Source organism: Fulvivirga sp. AWR4_260, from assembly GCF_056158185.1.
In genome coordinates this window covers 3,819,400-3,838,784 of record NZ_JBSWSU010000015.1, presented here as the reverse complement: position 1 = coordinate 3,838,784, position 19,385 = coordinate 3,819,400, and the positions used below count along the sequence as shown (strand labels likewise).

19 protein-coding genes are annotated in these 19,385 nt (G+C 37.0%); 6 read left to right on the top strand and 13 right to left on the bottom strand.

The features are described 5' to 3' along the window. Positions 1-3 precede the first annotated feature (3 nt). A complete protein-coding gene (locus tag ACXACQ_RS22020) occupies positions 4-573 on the bottom strand; it encodes a Crp/Fnr family transcriptional regulator (protein WP_474978166.1) in 570 nt (189 codons plus the stop codon). A 217-nt stretch (positions 574-790) separates the two neighbouring features. On the opposite strand from ACXACQ_RS22020, the gene ACXACQ_RS22015 reads away from it, so the two are divergent. Then, positions 791-1,378, top strand: coding sequence for a Crp/Fnr family transcriptional regulator (locus ACXACQ_RS22015; protein WP_474978165.1), 588 nt, complete (start codon positions 791-793; stop codon positions 1,376-1,378). A gap of 72 nt (positions 1,379-1,450) precedes the next feature. Here the strand turns inward: ACXACQ_RS22015 and ACXACQ_RS22010 are convergent, their stop codons facing one another. From ACXACQ_RS22010 to ACXACQ_RS22000, 3 genes are all read right to left on the bottom strand, one after another. After that, positions 1,451-2,188 (bottom strand): SDR family oxidoreductase, encoded by a 738-nt coding sequence (locus ACXACQ_RS22010; protein ID WP_474978164.1) that lies wholly within the window; start codon positions 2,186-2,188, stop codon positions 1,451-1,453. A 66-nt stretch (positions 2,189-2,254) separates the two neighbouring features. After that, positions 2,255-3,133 carry a helix-turn-helix domain-containing protein gene (locus ACXACQ_RS22005; RefSeq protein WP_474978163.1) on the bottom strand — a complete coding sequence of 293 codons (879 nt, stop codon included), beginning with the start codon at positions 3,131-3,133 and terminating at the stop codon, positions 2,255-2,257. A 158-nt stretch (positions 3,134-3,291) separates the two neighbouring features. Next, positions 3,292-4,146, bottom strand: coding sequence for a helix-turn-helix domain-containing protein (locus tag ACXACQ_RS22000; protein WP_474978162.1), 855 nt, complete (start codon positions 4,144-4,146; stop codon positions 3,292-3,294). Positions 4,147-4,384: 238 nt separating this feature from the next. Between ACXACQ_RS22000 and ACXACQ_RS21995 the strand changes: the two genes are divergently transcribed. Continuing rightward, a complete protein-coding gene (locus tag ACXACQ_RS21995; protein WP_474978161.1) occupies positions 4,385-6,880 on the top strand; it encodes a tetratricopeptide repeat-containing sensor histidine kinase in 2,496 nt (831 codons plus the stop codon). A 4-nt stretch (positions 6,881-6,884) separates the two neighbouring features. After that, entirely contained in the window at positions 6,885-7,652 is a 768-nt protein-coding gene (locus ACXACQ_RS21990; protein WP_474978160.1) for a LytR/AlgR family response regulator transcription factor, read from the top strand. A gap of 106 nt (positions 7,653-7,758) precedes the next feature. On the opposite strand, the gene ACXACQ_RS21985 is transcribed toward ACXACQ_RS21990, so the two are convergent. Together ACXACQ_RS21985 and ACXACQ_RS21980 are read right to left on the bottom strand one after the other, a co-directional pair. Continuing rightward, positions 7,759-9,507: a serine hydrolase gene (locus ACXACQ_RS21985; protein WP_474978159.1), complete on the bottom strand. Its 1,749-nt coding sequence runs from the start codon at positions 9,505-9,507 to the stop codon at positions 7,759-7,761. A gap of 289 nt (positions 9,508-9,796) precedes the next feature. Next, the gene (locus ACXACQ_RS21980) at positions 9,797-10,399 is read right to left on the bottom strand and encodes a TetR/AcrR family transcriptional regulator (protein WP_474978158.1); all 603 of its coding nucleotides are present in this window, start codon (positions 10,397-10,399) and stop codon (positions 9,797-9,799) included. A 114-nt stretch (positions 10,400-10,513) separates the two neighbouring features. Between ACXACQ_RS21980 and ACXACQ_RS21975 the strand changes: the two genes are divergently transcribed. Then, complete coding sequence (locus tag ACXACQ_RS21975) at positions 10,514-10,978, top strand: pyridoxamine 5'-phosphate oxidase family protein (protein WP_474978157.1); 465 nt, start codon at positions 10,514-10,516, stop codon at positions 10,976-10,978. 41 nt (positions 10,979-11,019) lie between these two features. Here the strand turns inward: ACXACQ_RS21975 and ACXACQ_RS21970 are convergent, their stop codons facing one another. The 7 genes from ACXACQ_RS21970 to ACXACQ_RS21940 all read right to left on the bottom strand — a co-directional run bounded on the left by ACXACQ_RS21970 (position 11,020) and on the right by ACXACQ_RS21940 (position 17,673). Further along, positions 11,020-11,823, bottom strand: a complete 804-nt coding sequence (locus ACXACQ_RS21970) for a siderophore-interacting protein (protein ID WP_474978156.1) — start codon at positions 11,821-11,823, stop codon at positions 11,020-11,022. Then, positions 11,807-13,036: an MFS transporter gene (locus ACXACQ_RS21965; RefSeq protein ID WP_474978155.1), complete on the bottom strand. Its 1,230-nt coding sequence runs from the start codon at positions 13,034-13,036 to the stop codon at positions 11,807-11,809. Before ACXACQ_RS21965 ends, ACXACQ_RS21970 begins: the two co-directional genes overlap by 17 nt. Positions 13,037-13,105: 69 nt before the next feature. Beyond that, positions 13,106-13,972: a helix-turn-helix domain-containing protein gene (locus ACXACQ_RS21960; protein WP_474978154.1), complete on the bottom strand. Its 867-nt coding sequence runs from the start codon at positions 13,970-13,972 to the stop codon at positions 13,106-13,108. 67 nt (positions 13,973-14,039) lie between these two features. Next, a complete protein-coding gene (locus tag ACXACQ_RS21955; protein WP_474978153.1) occupies positions 14,040-14,945 on the bottom strand; it encodes a helix-turn-helix domain-containing protein in 906 nt (301 codons plus the stop codon). Then, entirely contained in the window at positions 14,945-15,916 is a 972-nt protein-coding gene (locus ACXACQ_RS21950) for an NADP-dependent oxidoreductase (RefSeq protein ID WP_474978152.1), read from the bottom strand. Before ACXACQ_RS21950 ends, ACXACQ_RS21955 begins: the two co-directional genes overlap by 1 nt. A 367-nt stretch (positions 15,917-16,283) precedes the next feature. Continuing rightward, positions 16,284-17,027, bottom strand: coding sequence for a type 1 glutamine amidotransferase domain-containing protein (locus tag ACXACQ_RS21945; RefSeq protein WP_474978151.1), 744 nt, complete (start codon positions 17,025-17,027; stop codon positions 16,284-16,286). Positions 17,028-17,094: 67 nt separating this feature from the next. Then, positions 17,095-17,673, bottom strand: coding sequence for a Crp/Fnr family transcriptional regulator (locus ACXACQ_RS21940; protein ID WP_474978150.1), 579 nt, complete (start codon positions 17,671-17,673; stop codon positions 17,095-17,097). A gap of 144 nt (positions 17,674-17,817) precedes the next feature. Here ACXACQ_RS21940 and ACXACQ_RS21935 point away from each other — a divergent pair, with 144 nt between their 5' ends. Both ACXACQ_RS21935 and ACXACQ_RS21930 read left to right on the top strand, forming a co-directional pair. Further along, complete coding sequence (locus tag ACXACQ_RS21935; RefSeq protein WP_474978149.1) at positions 17,818-18,417, top strand: GNAT family N-acetyltransferase; 600 nt, start codon at positions 17,818-17,820, stop codon at positions 18,415-18,417. Positions 18,418-18,463: 46 nt separating this feature from the next. After that, positions 18,464-19,342: a helix-turn-helix domain-containing protein gene (locus ACXACQ_RS21930; RefSeq protein WP_474978148.1), complete on the top strand. Its 879-nt coding sequence runs from the start codon at positions 18,464-18,466 to the stop codon at positions 19,340-19,342. The last annotated feature ends 43 nt before the right edge of the window (positions 19,343-19,385 follow it).

Genomic DNA, 19,385 nt, shown 5'->3' with positions numbered 1-19,385 from the left:
AGATCAGGCCTTTTTAGCTCTAATCCTGCTTAGCTGGGTAGGAGTTACTCCTAAGTATGAGGCTACATGATATTGAGCAATCTGATTTTCTAGGTTGGGATATTCTTCTCTAAAGATTTCATAGCGCTCAGAAGCATCATTCATAACAAGCGTCATTTCACGCCTTTCTTTTTTTACAAAAAAGTCTTCAGCTATTACTCTATTGAGCCTTTCTACTTTAGGGAACTCCTCATAGAGGTTCAAAATATCTTTAAAATTGGCCTGTAGTAAGTTGCATTCGGTGAGGCACTGAATGTTAATCATGTTTTTGTTACCAGTGATTAGAGATGAATAACCTCCAATTATGGATGGATTAACAAAAAATAATTTATTAAATTCTTCACCTTTTGGGTTACGATAGTAGGCCCGCATTATGCCTTCTTCAATAAAAGATAGCTTTTTGCAATATTCTCCTTCTTTGGCAAAATGATCGTTCTTACTCATCGATAATGGAGTGAAAAGATCTAGCAAGGCTTGCATGGCAGGCTTTGGCAGTTGAACGAAATCATGGAGGTAAGATTCAAAAGTTTGCATAAGGTTTAAATAAGCCACTAAATATGCTCAAACATAATTAATTCATATTAAATATTGGCATTACTCCAAAATTTGACTTTAAAATCATCTTTAAATAAGATTAATTTTTGATTTTTAACTTAAGTTAAATTTATAGACCTTTTAACCGCTTACTTTTGGTGCACTCACACGCTTGGTAACTAATAAGAAGTCAGGAGATATTAATTAGCAATAATACATGGGTAAATCAGAGTTGTACAACGCACTAAATCAGCTCTCAGGGCTTACTGCATACGAATTTGAAGAGGCGGAAAAGTTTTGGGTAAGAAAAACCTTAAAAAAAGGCGAGCTTTTCAATACGAGTGGGGTTGTCTGTAAAGAGATAGGTTTTATTACTAAGGGGATTTTTCGTATTTATTACTATAACGATGTTTCGCATGAAGAGCAAAATGTGTTCTTTTTTACAGAAGGTCAATTTATGATTTCGTTTCAAAGTTTTATTCGTCAGTTTCCTTGTGCATACCATATTGAAGCTTTAAGCGATGCAGAATATATCTCTATAAGATATGAGCACATACATGAGTTGTATGCCTTATATCCTGCATGGGAAAGGCTGGGACGTAAGCTGGCGGAGAAATATTATGAATATGCTCAATCTCGGATGGAATCATTGCTTTTTCTTAACCCAGAACAGAGGTATTTAAACTTATTAAAAGAGTACCCTGATATTTTGAATAGAATTCCACTTTACCATATCTCTTCTTTCTTGGGAATTAAAAATCCATCGTTGAGTAGGATTAGGAAGAGGTTGGAGGCAAAGAAATAAGTTGTAAAACACAAAAAGCCTAAACGCCATTGAATATTGCTTACCGCATTATGTGCAGTAAGCAATATTTTATTACCAAGGGCAACTTGCCGGATCAGAATAATACTCTTCACTAAAAAATTTACCCGTAGGCCCATTTTCGTCAATGAGGGCGTATTTTACTATGCGTGCGCTGGCCTCTTCTACTGAGCTTGTACCTTCGTGGTTAGTGAAGTCTGTTCTAGTATAACCAGGGCAAACTGCATTCACTTTGAAAGGTGTATTTAATAATTCATAAGCAACATTGATAGTATACATATTTAAAGCCGCTTTTGAGGTTTGATACAGCGCATACCTCTGCGGATAGTTTTCGTTTTGGAGGTCACCGGCCAGAGACAATGAGGCCATGGCCGAGGTAACATTCACAATTCTTGGTGCTGCCGACTTTTTAAGTAAGCTTAAAAACACCTGTGTCACTCTCATAACGCCCAGTAAGTTGGTGTTAAGTACTTTTTGAAATTCTTCAGCACTTGAGGTTAAGGCAGACTGTGGTATTTCACCTGAAATTCCCGCATTGTTTATTAATACATCAAGGTGATCAATATTGTTAGCGATAGAAGATGCTGCGTTTTCAATGCTGGTTAAGTCCGTAACATCTATTATTACGTGCTCTATGTTGTTTGCGCCTTCTGCTTTAAGCCGATTTACAGCTTCTAGCCCCTTTTCTACATTTCTGCTGGCCAGGTATACAAAAAAGCCCTGCTTGTTTAGTCTTTTTACTATGTCAAATCCTATTCCTTTGTTGGCTCCGGTTACTAATGCTGTTTTCATTTTTGTAAATTTTAATGATATAGCAAAGCTAGCGGTGGGGTAGCTGCCCTTGATGGACAAATCTGCTTATTGACTAGACAAATCGTGCAAACCTGCTAAAAATTCGCTTACACTTTTGCCTGTATTCTTTTTAAACAGCCTTGAAAAGTAATTAGGATCATTAAAGCCCAAATCATAGGCCAGTTCTTTCACAGATGGAGATGAGTATTGTAGTTTGCGCTGTGCCTCCAAAATAAGCCTGCTGGTAATCCATTCTTTTGGAGAAATGCCAGAAAAATCTTTTACAATGGCATAAAGGCTACTGGTGGTCATGTCTAGCTTTTCTGCTATGGTGTGCACATCGTGCTGTTCGGTAAGGTTATCTTCTACAGCTAGTTTAAAGGCTATGTATTTAGATAATTTGGGGCTGGCATTACTTTCATAGTTGGTGCCTGCAAAATAAGCATTATTAAACTCGGTAAGTAGCGTGTGTATATAGGCCAGTATTATGTCTACTTTTTTTTGCTTGCCAGCGCTGTGCAGCAGTTGAAATAATATGGCAAAAGCATTTTTCACCCTTAGTTTGGCGTCTGGACTAAAGGTGATAAGGTTAGTATTAAAGGGGTTAACCAAAAATGGATAGCTGTGAGGTAGCAATGCTAATGTGCTTTGATCGAACCCGATTTTGTAATTTTTGTTGTGCTGCTGCTTTAGAGGGTTTTTGAAGATTTGATTAGGAAGGCCAAAAACCAACTGACTATTATAAACATGAATATCTTCCAAGTCAATAGTGTAAGTCTCAGCGCCTTCGTCTATAAATACAAAATAGTAATAGTCTAATTTATGAGGCTGAAGAAGCTTTTCTAGAATGTAGTCAGGCAATGAAATTTTACAATTTTCATTTAGGGTGATGGCCAGCTTTTCGTGGTGCTTTATTTTGTCTAAAAGTCCTTCTTCAACTATCATATCAACATAAGTATTTAATTAGTGCATTGACCTATAACTTACAATACGTAAATATATTAATATAGATGAAATGAAATAGACTTCTATGCTGGGGTTTCAGGTTAAGAACAATTATGAATGGGAGTTTGGTTATAACTTCCCATTCTTTCAATTAGTGATTAGGCAATAGCTAAAAGCATTTCGGATGGCGTTTTTCCAAATTCTTTTTTAAAGCATTTAGAAAAGTAAGAAGGAGTGGAAAAACCTGTTCTATAAGCTATTTCTGAAATACTCTCTTTGTCCTTTATTAAAAGGTGTTTTGCTTGATTAAGACGAGCCTCTTGTATTAATTGATTGGGAGATTTATTAGTTAGTTCTTTAATTTTTCTTTGGAGCTGCCTTTCGCTCATGCACATTTCTCTACTAATCATTTCTACATTGAGCTGTTCGTGGTTCAGGTATTTGTCTATGAATGAAAATACATGATCGATAAATGTTTTTCGAATTTTTGGAGATTCTTGAGGCTTTTGTAAATGATCTACACTAATTACAGAAGGAGTAATTTTAGCTCCTTTATGCGGCTGCACTGATTGATTGATTAAGTGAGGAGGGATGCTGCTATTAACCAAAATCTTATTCACATGATTGGTCTTATCTGCTTTTTGTAGGAATTTCTCTGAGGCTTTAATAACTTCCGCAGGATTGGTGATGGAAGCTTCCTTCAGAAAAATACCTGTGGTGATATTAATGCTATAGTTATTGAGCATTGCCATTATTTGGTGGCAGCTTTGTACTGCTTTAGATAGCGACCTAAATAGGCATGTAAAACTATCTTTGTGGTAGAATATTATGGAGCCATGGTGTGTTCTAACATATTGTTCCAAGATATGCTTAATATTGACTTCTATATCCTGATCATTTTCAATAATGGCTGTTAATACGGTAAAAAGCTGAAGTGAGCTGTGTGTTTGGTATGTGGCGTTGGTTGGTTGCTTAGAACTACCGTCAGTTAGGTATATATTTGAAGGTAACATGCGCGTTGATTTTGGTAAATTGGCTTGATTCAAAAAAAGCCGTTTTAAAGCCCGTTATCAATGTATATGTTACTCAAGTGTGCTAATTAGAACCTGAAGTGACCTGTATCGTAATTGAAGTGTTTGGTGTGGTGACCCCAAAAAAGGGTAGATATATTACTTTACTAAGGTTTTGCTATAAAATAAAATTGGATTAATTATTTCTACCTTTACCCTATTACTAAACCTAGCCAAGAATGTGAGAATTTTATTGTTACACTTGATATTGTCCTTACCCTTTTTACTGCAAGCTCAAAACCGCGAAGAAGCATTAATTAAGCAACTTGATAGTAAGGAACTCAAATTAGAAGATAGAATTAATGTCTTAAATGAATTGGCGGAGGCTTATATTGGTAGTGATCCCCAGTTGTTTGAAAAATATAATAAGGAGGCTATCGAGGTTTCATCACCAAGTTATTTGCCTGGTTATGTTCAGTCTCGTTTATTATCAGCTTTAAACCATCAAAAGTTGGGAAATTATGATAGCGCATATGCCATTGCCAATCATATATTAAAAGTTTCTCAGCAGAAAGACTATGCAAAAGGAGTTATTAAGGCGCTTAATCGTATTGGAGATATTTATAATAAAAGGGGGAGTTTTAGTGAAGCTCTAAAAACACTAAAAAAAGCTTATGGCCATGCTTTGTCAGATAAGGATACCACTTCTCAAGGAGATGTGAGCAATAGCATAGGTGTAACTTTTTACCGGATCGGAGAGTTAGATTCGGCCATTTACTATTATCAAATAGCCTTGGAGCAAAAAAATAAGGCGGCAGATTCTCTAGGTATCGCTCGGTGTTTGGTGAATTTGGGTGGTGTATTTTATAATAAAGGTACATACGATGAAGCACTAAGTAGCTTTAATCGTGCTTCTATTATCTCTAAAGCTATTAATAATTTATCATACTATGCCGCAGCATTAAATAATGTAGGTATTGCCGCCTGGCGGATAGGCGATTACCCTAAAGCCATGAAAGCTTATGAAGAATCTTTGGCGCTGGCGCAAGAAATGAATAATAAATCAACTATGGCCTTTTGCTATGCTAATATGGGCATAGTGGCTATGGAAAAAGCCAATTACCCATCGGCTCTTGAGTATTATTTAAAATCCGCTGACATTAGGAAAGAAATTAAAGACTCATCAGGGCTTAGCAATAGCTATCATAACCTAGGGCTGCTGTTTAAGGAATGGGGCGATGACTCGGTGGCTCTCTATTATTATAATGATGCCTTGAGCATAAGGACTAAGATAGGTGATAAAGATGGGCAAGCCTCTACAGGTAACGCTATAGGAGAGATGTACATGAAAGATGGACGGTTTGACCAGGCCGAAGTTGCTTTTTATAATGCCTTGGAATTGATTCTTAAAACAGATCATAAAGCCAAATTAATAGAGACTTATTTAAATATTGGGAAGCTTTTTTTGGCCACTAATAAGTTGGATTCATCATACTATTACCTCCATAAGGGGCTTGCTCTCTCTGCTGCTGAGGTTTCAAATTCGTTAAAGGCAAATTTACAATATGCTCTTGGTGAGTATTATATAACCACAGGCGCTTATGTCAAGGCATTGGATATGTTATCTGCTGGCTTAAGTTATGCCAAGGAAAATAACCTTAAAGAATTAGAAAGTAGTTGTTTTAAGGCTTTGGCAGAGGTCTATAAATATTTAGGCAACGAATCAGCAGCCTATACGGCTCTACATGCTTATTTAACATTATCTGACAGTATTAAAAATCAGGAAGTGATGCGAAAAGTAAGTAGAGTGGAGGCTCAATATCATTTTCAAAAGGAGAAAGATGCTTTAGCACTAGAGCACCGAAAGCAGGAGCTGGCTTATGAGGCTAAAATAGTGTATGAAAAGAAAACTAAATCTTGGATGGTGGTTATTGGGCTCGTCTTACTGGTGCTGGCGTTATTCTTAGCATATCTGGTATATGATAAACTAAAGAAAAATGCACTTTTAAATCAACAGAAGGAAGATCTTGATAAGTCATTAGCTCTAAATAATCGTTTCTTCTCCATTATTTCACACGATCTTCGTGGGTTTGTTCTAGAATTTATCAGCATATCATCCATTTTAACCGAATATGTGAAGATGAATAGATATGATAAAGTGTCGGACTTAGGTAATACCATGCAACGATCATCTGTGAGTACGCTCAACCTGTTAGATAATTTATTGCACTGGTCGCTGATTAACAGAAATGAATTGTCGGCAGAAAAGAAAGAGGTGAACATTAATCAACTTTTGGTGGAGGTGGTAGAATTATATATGACTTTGGCTGATAATAAAGGGATAAAATTGACCTTAGAAACGGAACCTGAGTTATTTGTTTTGGGAGAGGAAAATGGCTTGAAAACCATTTTTAGAAACCTCATCAACAATGCTATTAAGTTTACTGATGCTGGTGGCAAAGTAGAAGTGACCGCAGGGGCAAAAGCAAGCGATGTAATAATAAAAGTGGCTGATCAGGGAGTGGGAATGAGTGATGCTAGAGCACAGGAATTGGAAGGAGATGCAGTAAAGCCCGCCAAAGGAACAGGCAATGAACAAGGCGTGGGACTTGGTTTAAGGTTGATAAAAGAGTTTGTGAAAATAAACGAAGGTAAGCTTCATTTTGAAAGTGTAGAGGGCGTGGGCACAGTGGTAGTTACCGAGTTTAAGAGGTTTAATAAATTTGAGAATAGCTGATTTTATGATTAAAATCAAAACGGTAATAATAGAAGATAAAACGGAGGAATTAGAGCATCTTAAAAAGTTACTCAGTGAGCTAGCTGATGTTGAGTTTACTATCATGAAAGAGTTAAGTTCCATTAAGGAAGGGGTGGCGTTTTTGAAAGAGGCTCATGGTATCGATCTGTTGTTTATGGATATTCAACTCACTGATGGAGAAAGTTTCGAAATATTGAAGCAAGTAAAATTAGAAGCGCCAATAATTTTTGTTTCTTCTTACGACCATTATGCATTGAAGGCTATAAAATCTAATGGTGTTGATTACCTATTAAAGCCCATAGCATTAGAAGATTTGAGTAAAGCTGTTGATAATTTTCTGAAGATGAGGCCTGAACCCGTTAAGGTCGATTTAGAAACTATTGAAATGCTGGTGAGGTCTTTTGCTCCTAAATCATTTAAATCTAGCTTTTTGGTCAATTATAAGCACAAAATGGTGCTAGTAAATGTAGATGAAGTAGCATGTTTTCATGTAAAAGAAAAGGCGGCTTTTTTAGTTACCCTCTCCGGGCAAGAATATTTGGTTGACTATGCACTGGAGCAATTAGAAGAGCAGCTAGATCCTAATAAATTTTTTAGAATAAATAGGCAGTATTTGGTGTCGAGGTCAGCCATTAAAGAAATTGAAAACTACTTCAATGGTAGGTTGATTATTACCTGCGATAAGCTGGATGAAAAAGTGATCTTAAGTAAAAAGAGAGTTGCGGCCTTTAAAAATTGGGCTGATTCCTAAAAGTAAAAGAGGTTAGTTGTTTTTAGCAGGCCTCTTTTACGTTAAATCATATTCTAATTTCTATGCTTTTGATGCGTTGATAGTTAACGCGTTGTTTATTTTAGTCTTAGTGGTATGGAGTATAGTTGAGCCATTCCCAAGGAATATACTTGTCCGTGATGATGTAATCTAGTAATTCTTTAAATGCGCTTTCAGCATTGTCAGAGTTGCTCATGAACAAAATGCCTTTCCCTGATTCAGGAAAAAGGAGAGAATAGTGCTGAAATCCACTCCCATGACCTCCTTTGAAAACTCCTTTGCCATAAGGTGTTTTAATGTATCCCCACCCTAATCCATAGCTTAGTTTAATGTCATCGTATTTGTTTGTGGTTATTTTAGCACCTTCGTTAAATTGAGTTAATGAGTGTATCTGTATTTGTGGACTAAATAGCTCATCATAGCTTTGTTGGGTTAATATTTTTTTGTTGAGCACGGCAGTTAAGAACTTATTGTAATCACCGATGGTGGTTTCCAGAGTACTGGCAGAGCGAGGTTCATTGTCTTTGTCTTTCGGGTAGATTTTACCAGCAGAATTGTGACCTAGGGCATAGTCCTTTTCAAAGGCATTTTTCCATTTATACGCGGTGTGTCTCATGTCTAGGGGGCAAAAAACTATTTCTTGCGCTAGTTGTTCTAGTCCTTTGCCTGTTATTTTCTCTATCACCACTTGTAAGTATACAAAGCCTTCGCCACTGTAATGGTAATTTTCTCCTGGCTTTCCGTGTACTTTTAAAACTTTATCTTCCTCAAAAAATCGCCAGTTAGCGAAGCCTGTGGTGTGAGCAAGGCACATTCTGGCAGTGATATTATGATACAAACTGTCACCTTTTAGGTCTGAGTAGTCATCATGCCATCTAGTTTTTGGCTCGTATTCGTATATTTTTTTGGGGAGGTAGCTTTCCAAAGGAGTATCGAGGGCAATGACCTTATCTTCCACCAGTTTCATAGTGATGATGCTAAATACAGCTTTGCTTAGCGAGGCTCCATACATGTTGGTGGAGTCTGTTAGCGGGGCTGAGTTTGAAATGTCTTTTAGTCCTGTTATGTGTTGATAAACTGGTTTGTAGTTATTGAAAATGGTAACAGCCAGCCCTTCTATTTTTGCTGCCTTGGCTAGGGCATCTATTTTGATTGAGATTGAATCAGTATCTATTGGTGTGCCATCTAACTTTAGAACTTCATGGTTGGGGCTTTTACAATTGAAGGCAAAGAGTGCCAATATTGCCCAGCCTAATGTTTTCATAGGTTTGTGTTCTTCCTGCTTAAGAAAAGGAATGGATAGCGGATAGAAGCATTTATCTTTTTTTAATACATAAATGATGTTAAAAATGATAATGCAAATGCAGATAGGAATAGTTGAGATAAAAACAAAAAAGCCCCACTTTTCAATAGTTATTAGGCTTATAAATGACAAAACGACTAATATGAAAGCTGTAATATGAAAGTTGATGACTTTGACCCCGTGGCGGTAGTATGTAGGGTTGTCTTCTCTTTTGTGTATCCATATGAATAGCGGAAGTAATATATTTAATAAGGGTAGGCATAGTCCTAGTAAAGGAGTGGCATGTAAGAGTAAGAGCCATTTCTTCTTTATGGTTTCTTCTTTCGGGTTTTTTAGCGGTATTAAATCATCAACTTCTATTTCCAATGCCGTAGCTAACAATTTAACGGTATTAAGGTGGGGGTTCACTTCCGCTTTTTCTATGCGTTGAATAGTTCTTACAGTAACATTGGTTCTGTTTGATAGCTCTTCTTGAGATAAGCCGTTTAATTTTCTGTAGTATTTTAATCTTTCGGCCAGTGATTGAGTGTTCATAATTTTTTCATTTTGTGATGAAGCAAATGTGCTCATTGCCCGCTACCATTGTTACGACATTTAGATGTCATGTACCTGTCATTAGCTGTAAAAGCATGATAATGTAGGTTTTAGATGTATTGTTAAATTCAAGTTAATGATATTGCTACGTATATCCAGCTGAATGCAAAGTATTTTACGCGCACTTATTACCTAAGAGAAAGTGGTGTTTCAGAGGCTATTGAAGCGGTAGTGTAAAGAGTGGATGATTGTGTTTTTGATTAATAATAATAAAGCGATGCCTACCTTGTTATTGAGTGAAAACAGGTAGCAATACTTCATCAACCATTGTAATTATTCTTTTTGAATCAAAAGTATTGGGTCTAATTAAATTCTCCAGCCTGATTTGGTCAAAGGGTAGCATTAACGTTACTTCACTTACTTTTTTTATCTTTTCTCCACGTTTTTCAGCCCTTTCTAGGATTGATTTCACTGCATTGAGGTGCTTTTTTACTGCCAGCGTATGAATCTCAGGTTCTTTGCAGTCTTCTTTATCCTGCATGCGCAGGTAATAATAGTTGTTAAGAATGTCTGCGCCTATTTCAGTGTATGTACTCTGGTATACCGTTAGTAGTTGAATAAAATCACTGCGTAAGCTACCAGCATCTTGCAGGTGATCAAAAAAATCTCCTTCAAAAAGCTTCTTTGCTTTGTAAGTATATATGTCTTGAAGTAGATCAAAAGTGGTAGGCCAGCGCCTATATAAAACTGTACGGCTGGTGTTGGCAGCATCAGCTATTTGCTTAAAAGTTATGTTTGTAGGCTTTGTATTTTGCATTAAATCCATTGTAGCTTCGAAAAGCTCTTCGAATAGATCATCGCCTCTTCTTCTGTTATTTTTTTTATTCGCCATTTGTTGAAATATAACTCACGTAAAAATAAGGTGCAATATGTTTCTAATGGCAATTAAAAAATTATATTTGTTATAAGATACAATGTGTATCTTATTTTAATTTAAATCACTAATATGGAAAATAAATTTCAGCCAGCAGGAGAAGAGTTAATGGCGTTAGTTAACTTTTTTAATCATCATCACGATAAGTTGCTTTGCACAGCCAGCAGTTCTGGTGTACCAAATATTGCACTTATGGGTACGCCCAGGTTGTTAGAGAATGGACTAATTCAGTTTGAGATAAGTGACCCTAATTCCATATCGTATAACAATATCAGAGAAAATAAGCAGGTGACTTTTATGGCTTATATGCCAGGAGCCAGAGCGAGAGATTATAGTGGAGCCAGAATACATGCCGAAGTAATGCAGATATTAACTGAAGGAGAAGAAGTGGAGGTGATAAGAAATGTGATAAGAGAGAAGTATGGTGATGATAAGGCAGAGGAACTATTGGCTAGCATCATTTGTGAAATAAGAAATGTAAGGCCCATAGTAGATAGAGGTCAAAGATGGGATCAGGCACCGTTCGGAAATATTTAAAAAATAGGGGAGGTGCTGGTGTACCTCCCCATTTAATAACTTTAAGCTGCGCTATGTCTTTCTTCTCTTCTTTCTTCAGCAGATTGATTTTCTGATTTTCCGGCTCTCCAATAGGCAGAGGCGGAAAACTCATTAACAGCCCATTCATTTTCAAATTTGAAATGCTGTCTCAATGCTTTCACCGTATCATATTCAGCCACCACGTGAGCATACCTTTTAATGTCGTTGTTAGGTAATTTTAGCTGCTTTACTATTTGTGCTAATTTGCTTCCATTTTCTGGGTGCTCATTATGTATATATTGAATATTAACATCCGCATTAGATTTGAATTCAATTTCATCTGCATCTCCATGTACTTCAACTATTACACTTGCCTTGGCTGCAGCAGGCAATCTTTCCAAAATAGTAGCGGTTACAGGAATGCCCGTTGCATCTGCGATTAAAACATATTCATCGGCTTCAGGAAAAAGAGCACGGCTGCTTTCTTTCATGGCTATGCCTAGTACATCTCCGGGAAATGCCTGCTCGGCCCAAGCAGAAGCAGGGCCATTATCTCCATGAGCAATGAAATCAATGCATAATTCTCCTTTTGTGAAATCGATGCTCCGTGTGGTGTATGTTCTCATTATGGGTAAATAAGCTGGATCTATCCCCTTAGCAGTATCGGGAAAGTAAATAACTTTGGTGTCAGCAGGCGGAATAAATATTTTGTTGTTATTGCCCACTGTCACGTTTTTAAAGTCTTTTGCTTGTTCTTCAGTCATATGGAAGGTTACCCTAATATAATGAGGGGTGAGGTATGTTTTGTCTTTAACTGTAAATACTGATTTAGCTATTTTTTTCATGCTGATTAGATTTAAATGATAAAATAAGGATAGCAATAAGGCAGCTTACCGCTCCATACAAATAAATGGCTTGGTAGTTGATCCATCCGGCTATCAAACCTGCTACCGGACCGCCTAACCCTAAAGAGAGGTCAAAAAAAGCGGCATATGCTCCTAAAGCAGTACCTCGCATTTGAGGTTTTATTTTTTTAATTGCCAATACTCCTAAAGCGGGGAAAACCAATGAAAAGCCTATGCCTGTAAGGGCGCATCCTACAATGGCCATACTTTTTGAGACGGAAAACCAGATTAAAAGTTGTCCTGCAGCTTCTAACCCTAGTGAGGCAAGTGCTACTTTATAACCACCGTATCTATCGGGTAATGATGCGAAAAATACCCTGGTAAGGACATAACTAGTACCAAAAATAATAAATGCTAGTGATGCCGTTCCCCAGTTTTTTTCAGTAAAAAATAACGCTATAAAGGAAGCAATGCAGGCAAATGCCATGGATGAGAAGGCTAATCCGAGCCCCTGTTTGGCAATAAGGCCAATTACTTTGTAAAAGGGAGTACGTACATGGGAAGCATCTACCTTTAATGTAGGCAGTTTACTTGTGGTTAACCAACTTATTAATGGAAGAATTAAAATTGATGAAAAAGCAATGCTAACACCTTCATGTTGGGCTATGAAAATACTAAGTGGAGCGCCTATGGCTATGCCTGCATACATGGCTATGCCATTCCATGTCATAACTCTGCCTGAGTTTTGGTGCCCTGCAAGCCCTATTCCCCATGTAAGTGCTCCAGTAACCAGTAAACTTTCAGCTACTCCATGTACTATGCGGGCTGCTATAACAAAGGTTAATGATAAAATTGGTAGAGTAGGAAAGGCCGCAGATAATACATATACTACACCTGTGCTAATGACCAAGATTATACCTCTTGTTTTACTGACTTTTGCCCCCATAGTGTCGGTTATTCTTCCTGAGTAGGCTCTTGTAGCTAATGATGCCAAGGACTGTATACCGATAACTAACCCTACTACCCAACTTGGATATTGTAATTTAAACTGAATAAATTCAGGTAGTACTCCCAAGGTCATTCCTATGGTAAGATATACCGCAAAAACCGATATAATGATTGGAATGGTTGCCCGATAGAAGCCTAGTGGTTTTCGGTTGTCAATTGTACTTTCATCCTCTAGTGCTAAGGTTGGGTTGTTTTGAATGCCCATAAAATAGTCTTTATTACATAAATAATGACTGCAAAAGAAGGGCTAAGAGAACTGTTTTTAAATGGAGGATTAGGAGTGATGATTGGACAAATCGAGGTGGCTTCTTCTGAATTCTAATGGTGTTTGTCCTGTATTCTTTTTGAATAGGCGATTGAAATACGCATAATCTTCGTACCCAAGTGAAAAAGCAATTTCTTTCGAGTTTAGCTGAGTGTAATGAAGTAACCTTTTCGCTTCTAAAATGATTTCTTCCTGAATCCAATAGCTAGCTGCAAAACCCGTTTGCTCTTTTATGATCTCATTAAGGTAAGGAACAGAAATGTGGAGTAATTCTGCGTAATCTTTTGGTCTTTTTAGGTCTAAGAATTGCTTTTTGATCAAGCTTCGAAAGTTAAACGTGATATCAGCTCTTCGGCCAGAGGTTTCTAAAATGTGCGTATCAATTTTTTGCAGATCGTAAATGACCATGCCTATTAAGCTCTTGGTTAGCGAGAGTGCAATATCCTTACTTATATCATTGTTAGTATCTTCAAGTTGTAGCTTCAAAAGTTGCAATGTATTGAACATGCCAGGGTGGGTTTGAGGTATTACCTGACTAAGATTTTGGTGGTAGTCTAAGATTTTACGGTAGGCTGTGGGGATAGATGATGACGCTATAAAAGCTAAGTAGCCAATGGAATTTGCATGTTTTAGGTAATAGTGTACTTGTCCGGGGCCAATGAATATTAAAGATCGTCCATGTACATGTAGCGTTTTGAAATCAATCATCAGGTCGGTTTCTCCCTTTTCCTGAATGAAAAAGCTATAGTGATTGTCCCTATGAGCCTTTTTGATTTTTTTGGTGATGTTATTGACCTTGGAATCTACATACTTCACCATTACCCCTATGCCTTTAGGGTTTTGCTTGTGTACTTCTATGTGATCCTTATTGCCCAAACTCTGTATAATTTGCTATACAAACATAACCTGATTTAATGAAAGGTATGTTTTGTTCATGTTTAATCTAATTAAATAACTGTCTAAAATCTGAAGGCGTCATATCAGTTTTGGTTTTAAATAACTTGCTGAAAGATTGAAGATGTTCAAAGCCTAAGTCATAGGCAATTTCGCTGATAGTAAGGTTAGTGGTGGAAAGCTTTTCTTTTGCCTTGGCTATAAGTTTTTCATGAATATGCTGTTGCGTATTTAAGCCCGTGAGGACTTTCAAAAGGCTACTTAAGTATTTGGGAGAGAGGTTAAGCCTGTCTGAAATATATTTTACTGTTGGCAGCCCTCTTGTAACCAAGTCATCGCTATCAAAGTAGTTTTGTAATAAAGCTTCTAGCCGTTGCAATACCTGATGGTTGTTCTTTTCACGGGTGATAAACTGTCTGTTGTAATATCTTTCAGAATAATTAAGCAAACTTTCGATATGTGATAAAATAATTTTCTTACTGAATTTGTCAATGTTGTTTTCATATTCGAGTAAGATGTTTGATATCATGTTATTGATAATCTCTTCTTCTTTTTCTGAAAGAAACAATGCTTCATTAAATGAATAGTCCCAAAAATCGTATTGCTGGATATGGCTGCCTAGGGCAGTATTCCATAAAAAATCAGGGTGGATGTAAATCACCCAGCCTGATAGAACGATATCACCTTCATGCTGCCTAGAAATGCTAATGACTTGGTTGGGAGCCATAAAGGACATTAAGCCATTGTTATGGTCGAATGGTAATTGACCATATTTTGCCTTTAGGTTATTTACCCTTTTGATGGCTATACTATAAAAGTTAAAAGATAGATTCATTGGTTCATCGGGGTGCAGATGCATAGTTTGGCTCACATCTATCACGCTAAACAGAGGATGCAAGGGCTGAGCAATACCTCTGAATTGATGAAATTCTCCAATGGTTTTAAAGTGTTTCATTACCTTATTTCTTCTTTTACTATTTCAAGTATAAGTTTGCCTGCGGCATGCCAAGTTTGGCTTGCTTCGTGTGCGGCAGCAGCTTGGCTCAAAGGATATATCTTTTGTATACGTAGCTTCACCTTGCCTGCATCTATGAGACTAGCAGTTTCTTCCAACCACTCTTTACGAGATTGAGCAAAAACTATTTTTCCTTCAGCTTTTTTGTTAATGAGAGCCTCGTTAATCTCATCGCTAAAAGGAAAATCTGCGTTTACACTTACAAAAGTGCCTCCTTCGTTTAATATATTAACAGATTTTAATCTGTGTTGGTTGTCTCGAAGTGGAGAAGCATCAAAAATGATATCTACGTTGCTAGCCACTTTTGAGAAATCTTCAGCGTTATAATCTATTACTTCATCAGCTCCTATGGATTTTAAATAGTCAAGATTTTTGGCCGATGCAGTAGCTATTACATAAGCTCCTTTCCATTTGGCAAATTGAAGGGCAAAGCTACCCACTGCTCCGGCAGCACCATGGATAAGTAGCCGTTGTCCTGCTTTTATGTTTCCATTTTCAAATATGCCTGTCCAGGCAGTGAGCGCAGTTAAAGGTACTCCCGAAGCTTCATTAAAAGATAGTGTTTTAGGCTTTGCCGCAAATTGTGATGCCTTTGCTGCGCAGTATTCCGCATAGCTGCCATCGCCAGGGAAGTTGGGTACTCCGTATACTTCATCACCAATTTTGAAATCTGTAACTTCATCGCCTACTGCTACCACTTTGCCTGCTGCATCCCAACCCAAGGTTAAGGGTAAGTTCAATAGCGGCTTCAATATTTCATTTCCGCCTTCGCGTATTGCCCAATCAGCGGGGTTGACTCCACTGGCATAGACCTTAATTAATATTTCATCGGCATTAGGAGTTGGCTTTTCAGTTTCTACTACCTTCAGAACTTCAGGGCCACCAAATTCAGTTATTCTTATTGCTTTCATAATTTTAATATTTATGAAGCAAAGTTCAGTAATGTACTTTCGGGGGCTTTAGCCTAAATACACTTTGGTTTATCCAAATGGTAGTTTTATAAACTTTTATCTTGGGCTGAAATACTAATCTACATTTTCAATAAATTTCCGAGAAGCATGAATTAGGACTAATAGATGTGTTTTCTAGCCACTTTAAACTAATGGCGTGGTCTTTATTTGATGCTTTTAACTATAACAGATTATTTCACCGAATTAGTGATGGTTTGGGGCTGTTTTAATGGGGTAATGATTTGCTTGTAAGTTGTTTGTATTTATAAACTATAAAAGGCAGAGTGCTTAATACTCTGCCTTTTATGTTAAAGCCATTCACTAATTATTAATTTAGTTTTTCATAAAGCAATTCTGCTACTGTTTCGGAAGATGCAGGGTTTTGTCCCGTAATTAAAAGCCCATCAACCTGTGCATATGGAGCCCAATCGTCAGATTTAGAATAAATGCCTCCTTTTTCCTTCAGCATATCTTCTACTAGAAAAGGAACCACTTTTGTTAGTTCTACGGCCTCTTCTTCAGTGTTAGCAAAACCAGTTACTTTTTTGCCTTTTACTAATGGCTGGCCATCTTTAGTTTGCACATGTTTTAATACACCAGGAGCATGACATACCACTGCTACTGGTTTGCCGTTATTATAAAAGTCCTCTATCAGTTGTATAGAGTTTTTGTCTTCGGCCAAATCCCACAAAGGACCGTGCCCGCCTGGGTAAAATACAGCATCATAATCGCTTTCGTCTACATCAGCGAGTTTTATTGTTTTAGCAAGTAATTGCTGTGTGGCTTCATCTTCGTTAAAACGCACTGTTGCGGGTGTTTCGAAATCAGGAAGCGCACTTTTAGGGTCTATTGGTGGCTGACCACCTTGAGGTGAAGCAATAGTTACTTCTACTCCTTTATCAGTAAGGTAGTAGTAAGGTGCTGCGAATTCTTCTATCCAGAATCCTGTTTTTTTACCGGTGTTTCCTAGTTCATCATGGCTGGTAAGTACAAATAGTATTTTCATTTTTTTCTCCTTTTTTTGAGGTTGTACAATGGCTAAGCAAAGGCTTAGCATGATTAATATTTTCATGTTTTATTGTTTGATACCTCAAAGCTAGGAGCTGCCATTTGCCTAAAAATTGATCTATGATAATAAACTAATGGCTGAGCATTTCTTTTCTTATTCGGCTGAGGCTTTCGGTGGTAATGCCTAAAAATGAAGCTATGTGATAGTTTTTTACACTTTGTTCTATTTCAGGGTAGGTCTGTAAAAAAGCGGTATAACGTTCGGTGGCAGATTGAGATAAATTACCCAATATTCTTTTTTGAAAACTGGCGAATGCTCCTTCCATCTTTTTTCTAGAAAAGGTTTCAAGTGCAGGTATCGATTTAAAAAGCATTTCCATATTTTCTCTCGATATTTTAAAAACTTCAGCTTCTTGCACGCACTCAATATTCATTAGCGCTTTCGAATGACTGAAATAGGCCGTGTAGTCGCTGATCCACCAGTCTTTAATGGCAAATTGTAGTGTGTGTTCTTTTCCTGAGTTATCAATGAAATATGCCCGTAAGCACCCTTTATAAATGAAATATTGATCATTTACAGTAGTTCCATTTCTTAATACGGTTTGTCCTTTTTTTATATTTAAAAACTCAAAAGTATTATCTATTAGACTGGCTTCTTGCTCAGTAAATGATAGGTTAGGGTATATTTCTTTAGTAGGTGTTGTTGCCATTTCAATGCACTAATTTCTAAAGTTTAAAGTTAGATATTTATAGACTTTTGTCGTTGCCATTTGCACCTCGAAAAGTTTCAATGTAATGGTTTAAGTGCATTGATAATTGTTAGATTTGATATTTAGCGATACAAATATTATTTCATGCAAGATTATCACTTTCAATATCCTGAATTGGCCGAAACCCTATACGAGGCATTTGTCCCTGACCCATTTTATGTAGCGTTAAAGAATGGTGTTCATGGTGATGAAGCTATGAAAAAATTGGCTATGATGAAGTATTTTGATTATTCTATGGTGGAGGAGCATAGGTATGGTGAAATCTACATGCCAGAATCGGACGGTTATGGTATTTCTATATGGACTAAGCCTGTTGAGAGTCGGTTAGCAATTGAAAAGAAAAAGGCCAAAAAACAGTTTTTATTAGATCAACTAGGGGAGGATTCTCTTAATATTTACTTATCTATCACTGATTTTATGAATAAAAAGGCCGAGCAATTGATTAGTGCTGAAGCTTGGTATTTATCAATAGTGGCGGTAAAGCCTGCATTTCAGGGCAAAGGGCTTGGAGGTAGTTTGATTTTACCTGTTTTAGAGCAAACCGATAAGTTATCCATACCAACTTACCTAGAAACTTATACTCCTAGAAATATGAAATTTTATGAGCGCCTAGGGTACGAAACCATCGCTACATATGATGAGCCTATTACGGGTGCACCTTATAGTATTATGCTTCGTAAATAATCGTCTTAACCTTTAAGCTTCAAATCAGTTTAAACTGATAAGCAATATGGAAACAGATAATTTGCAAAATCAGAGTTGTGAAATAGGGTGGATAAAAGATATTGGAGACTTTAATGTAGTTCCAATAACGAATCTTAAGTCTACCAAACTGAGGCCGATACCTTACATTAGAAGGAAATTTTACAAGATAAATTTGCTTAGAGGCGAGTTTAAGGTGCATTATGCAGATAAGACTTATTCCATTAAGAAGCAAGGTTTATTGTTTGCAAACCCTTCAATACCCTATAGCTGGTTGCCTTCAGGAGCTGAGCATAGTGGAGTATATTGCATTTTTACGCCTGAATTCTTTCATAAGTTTGGAAATATCAACAGCTATTCTGTTTTTCAGCCAGAAGGAACACATGTTTTTGAACTTAATGAAGAACAATGTGCCGAAGTGCAAATGCTGTTTGATAGAATGCTGGACGAGTCGAAGTCTAACTATCAGCATAAGTCCGATCTTTTAAGGAATATCGTTTTTGAATTAGTACATTTTGGAACAAGGGTAACTCCAGAAATTACAGATATAAAATGGCATAAATCATCAGCTAAGAGGGTTGTAGATGATTTTATGGAACTGTTAGAAAAACAGTTTCAGATGGAGCATACTGATGAGCAAATTAAGTTGACCTCACCCGCTGATTATGCCGATGAGTTATCACTGCATGTCAACTATTTGAATAGAGTGTTGAAGCAAACGCTAGGCAGTTCAACTTCAAAAATCATTCAAGAGCGATTATTGCGAGAGGCCAAAATAATGCTTCATCATTCTACCTTAAGCATATCAGAAATAGCTTATCTATTAAATTTTAAAGAAGTAACTCACTTTTCTAATTTTTTTAAAAAGAGGGAAGGGGTAACACCTACAGCCTACCGTAGTCAGTAATTATTCGTAAAGGTTTGAATTTTGCCTATTCTAGTTTGAATTT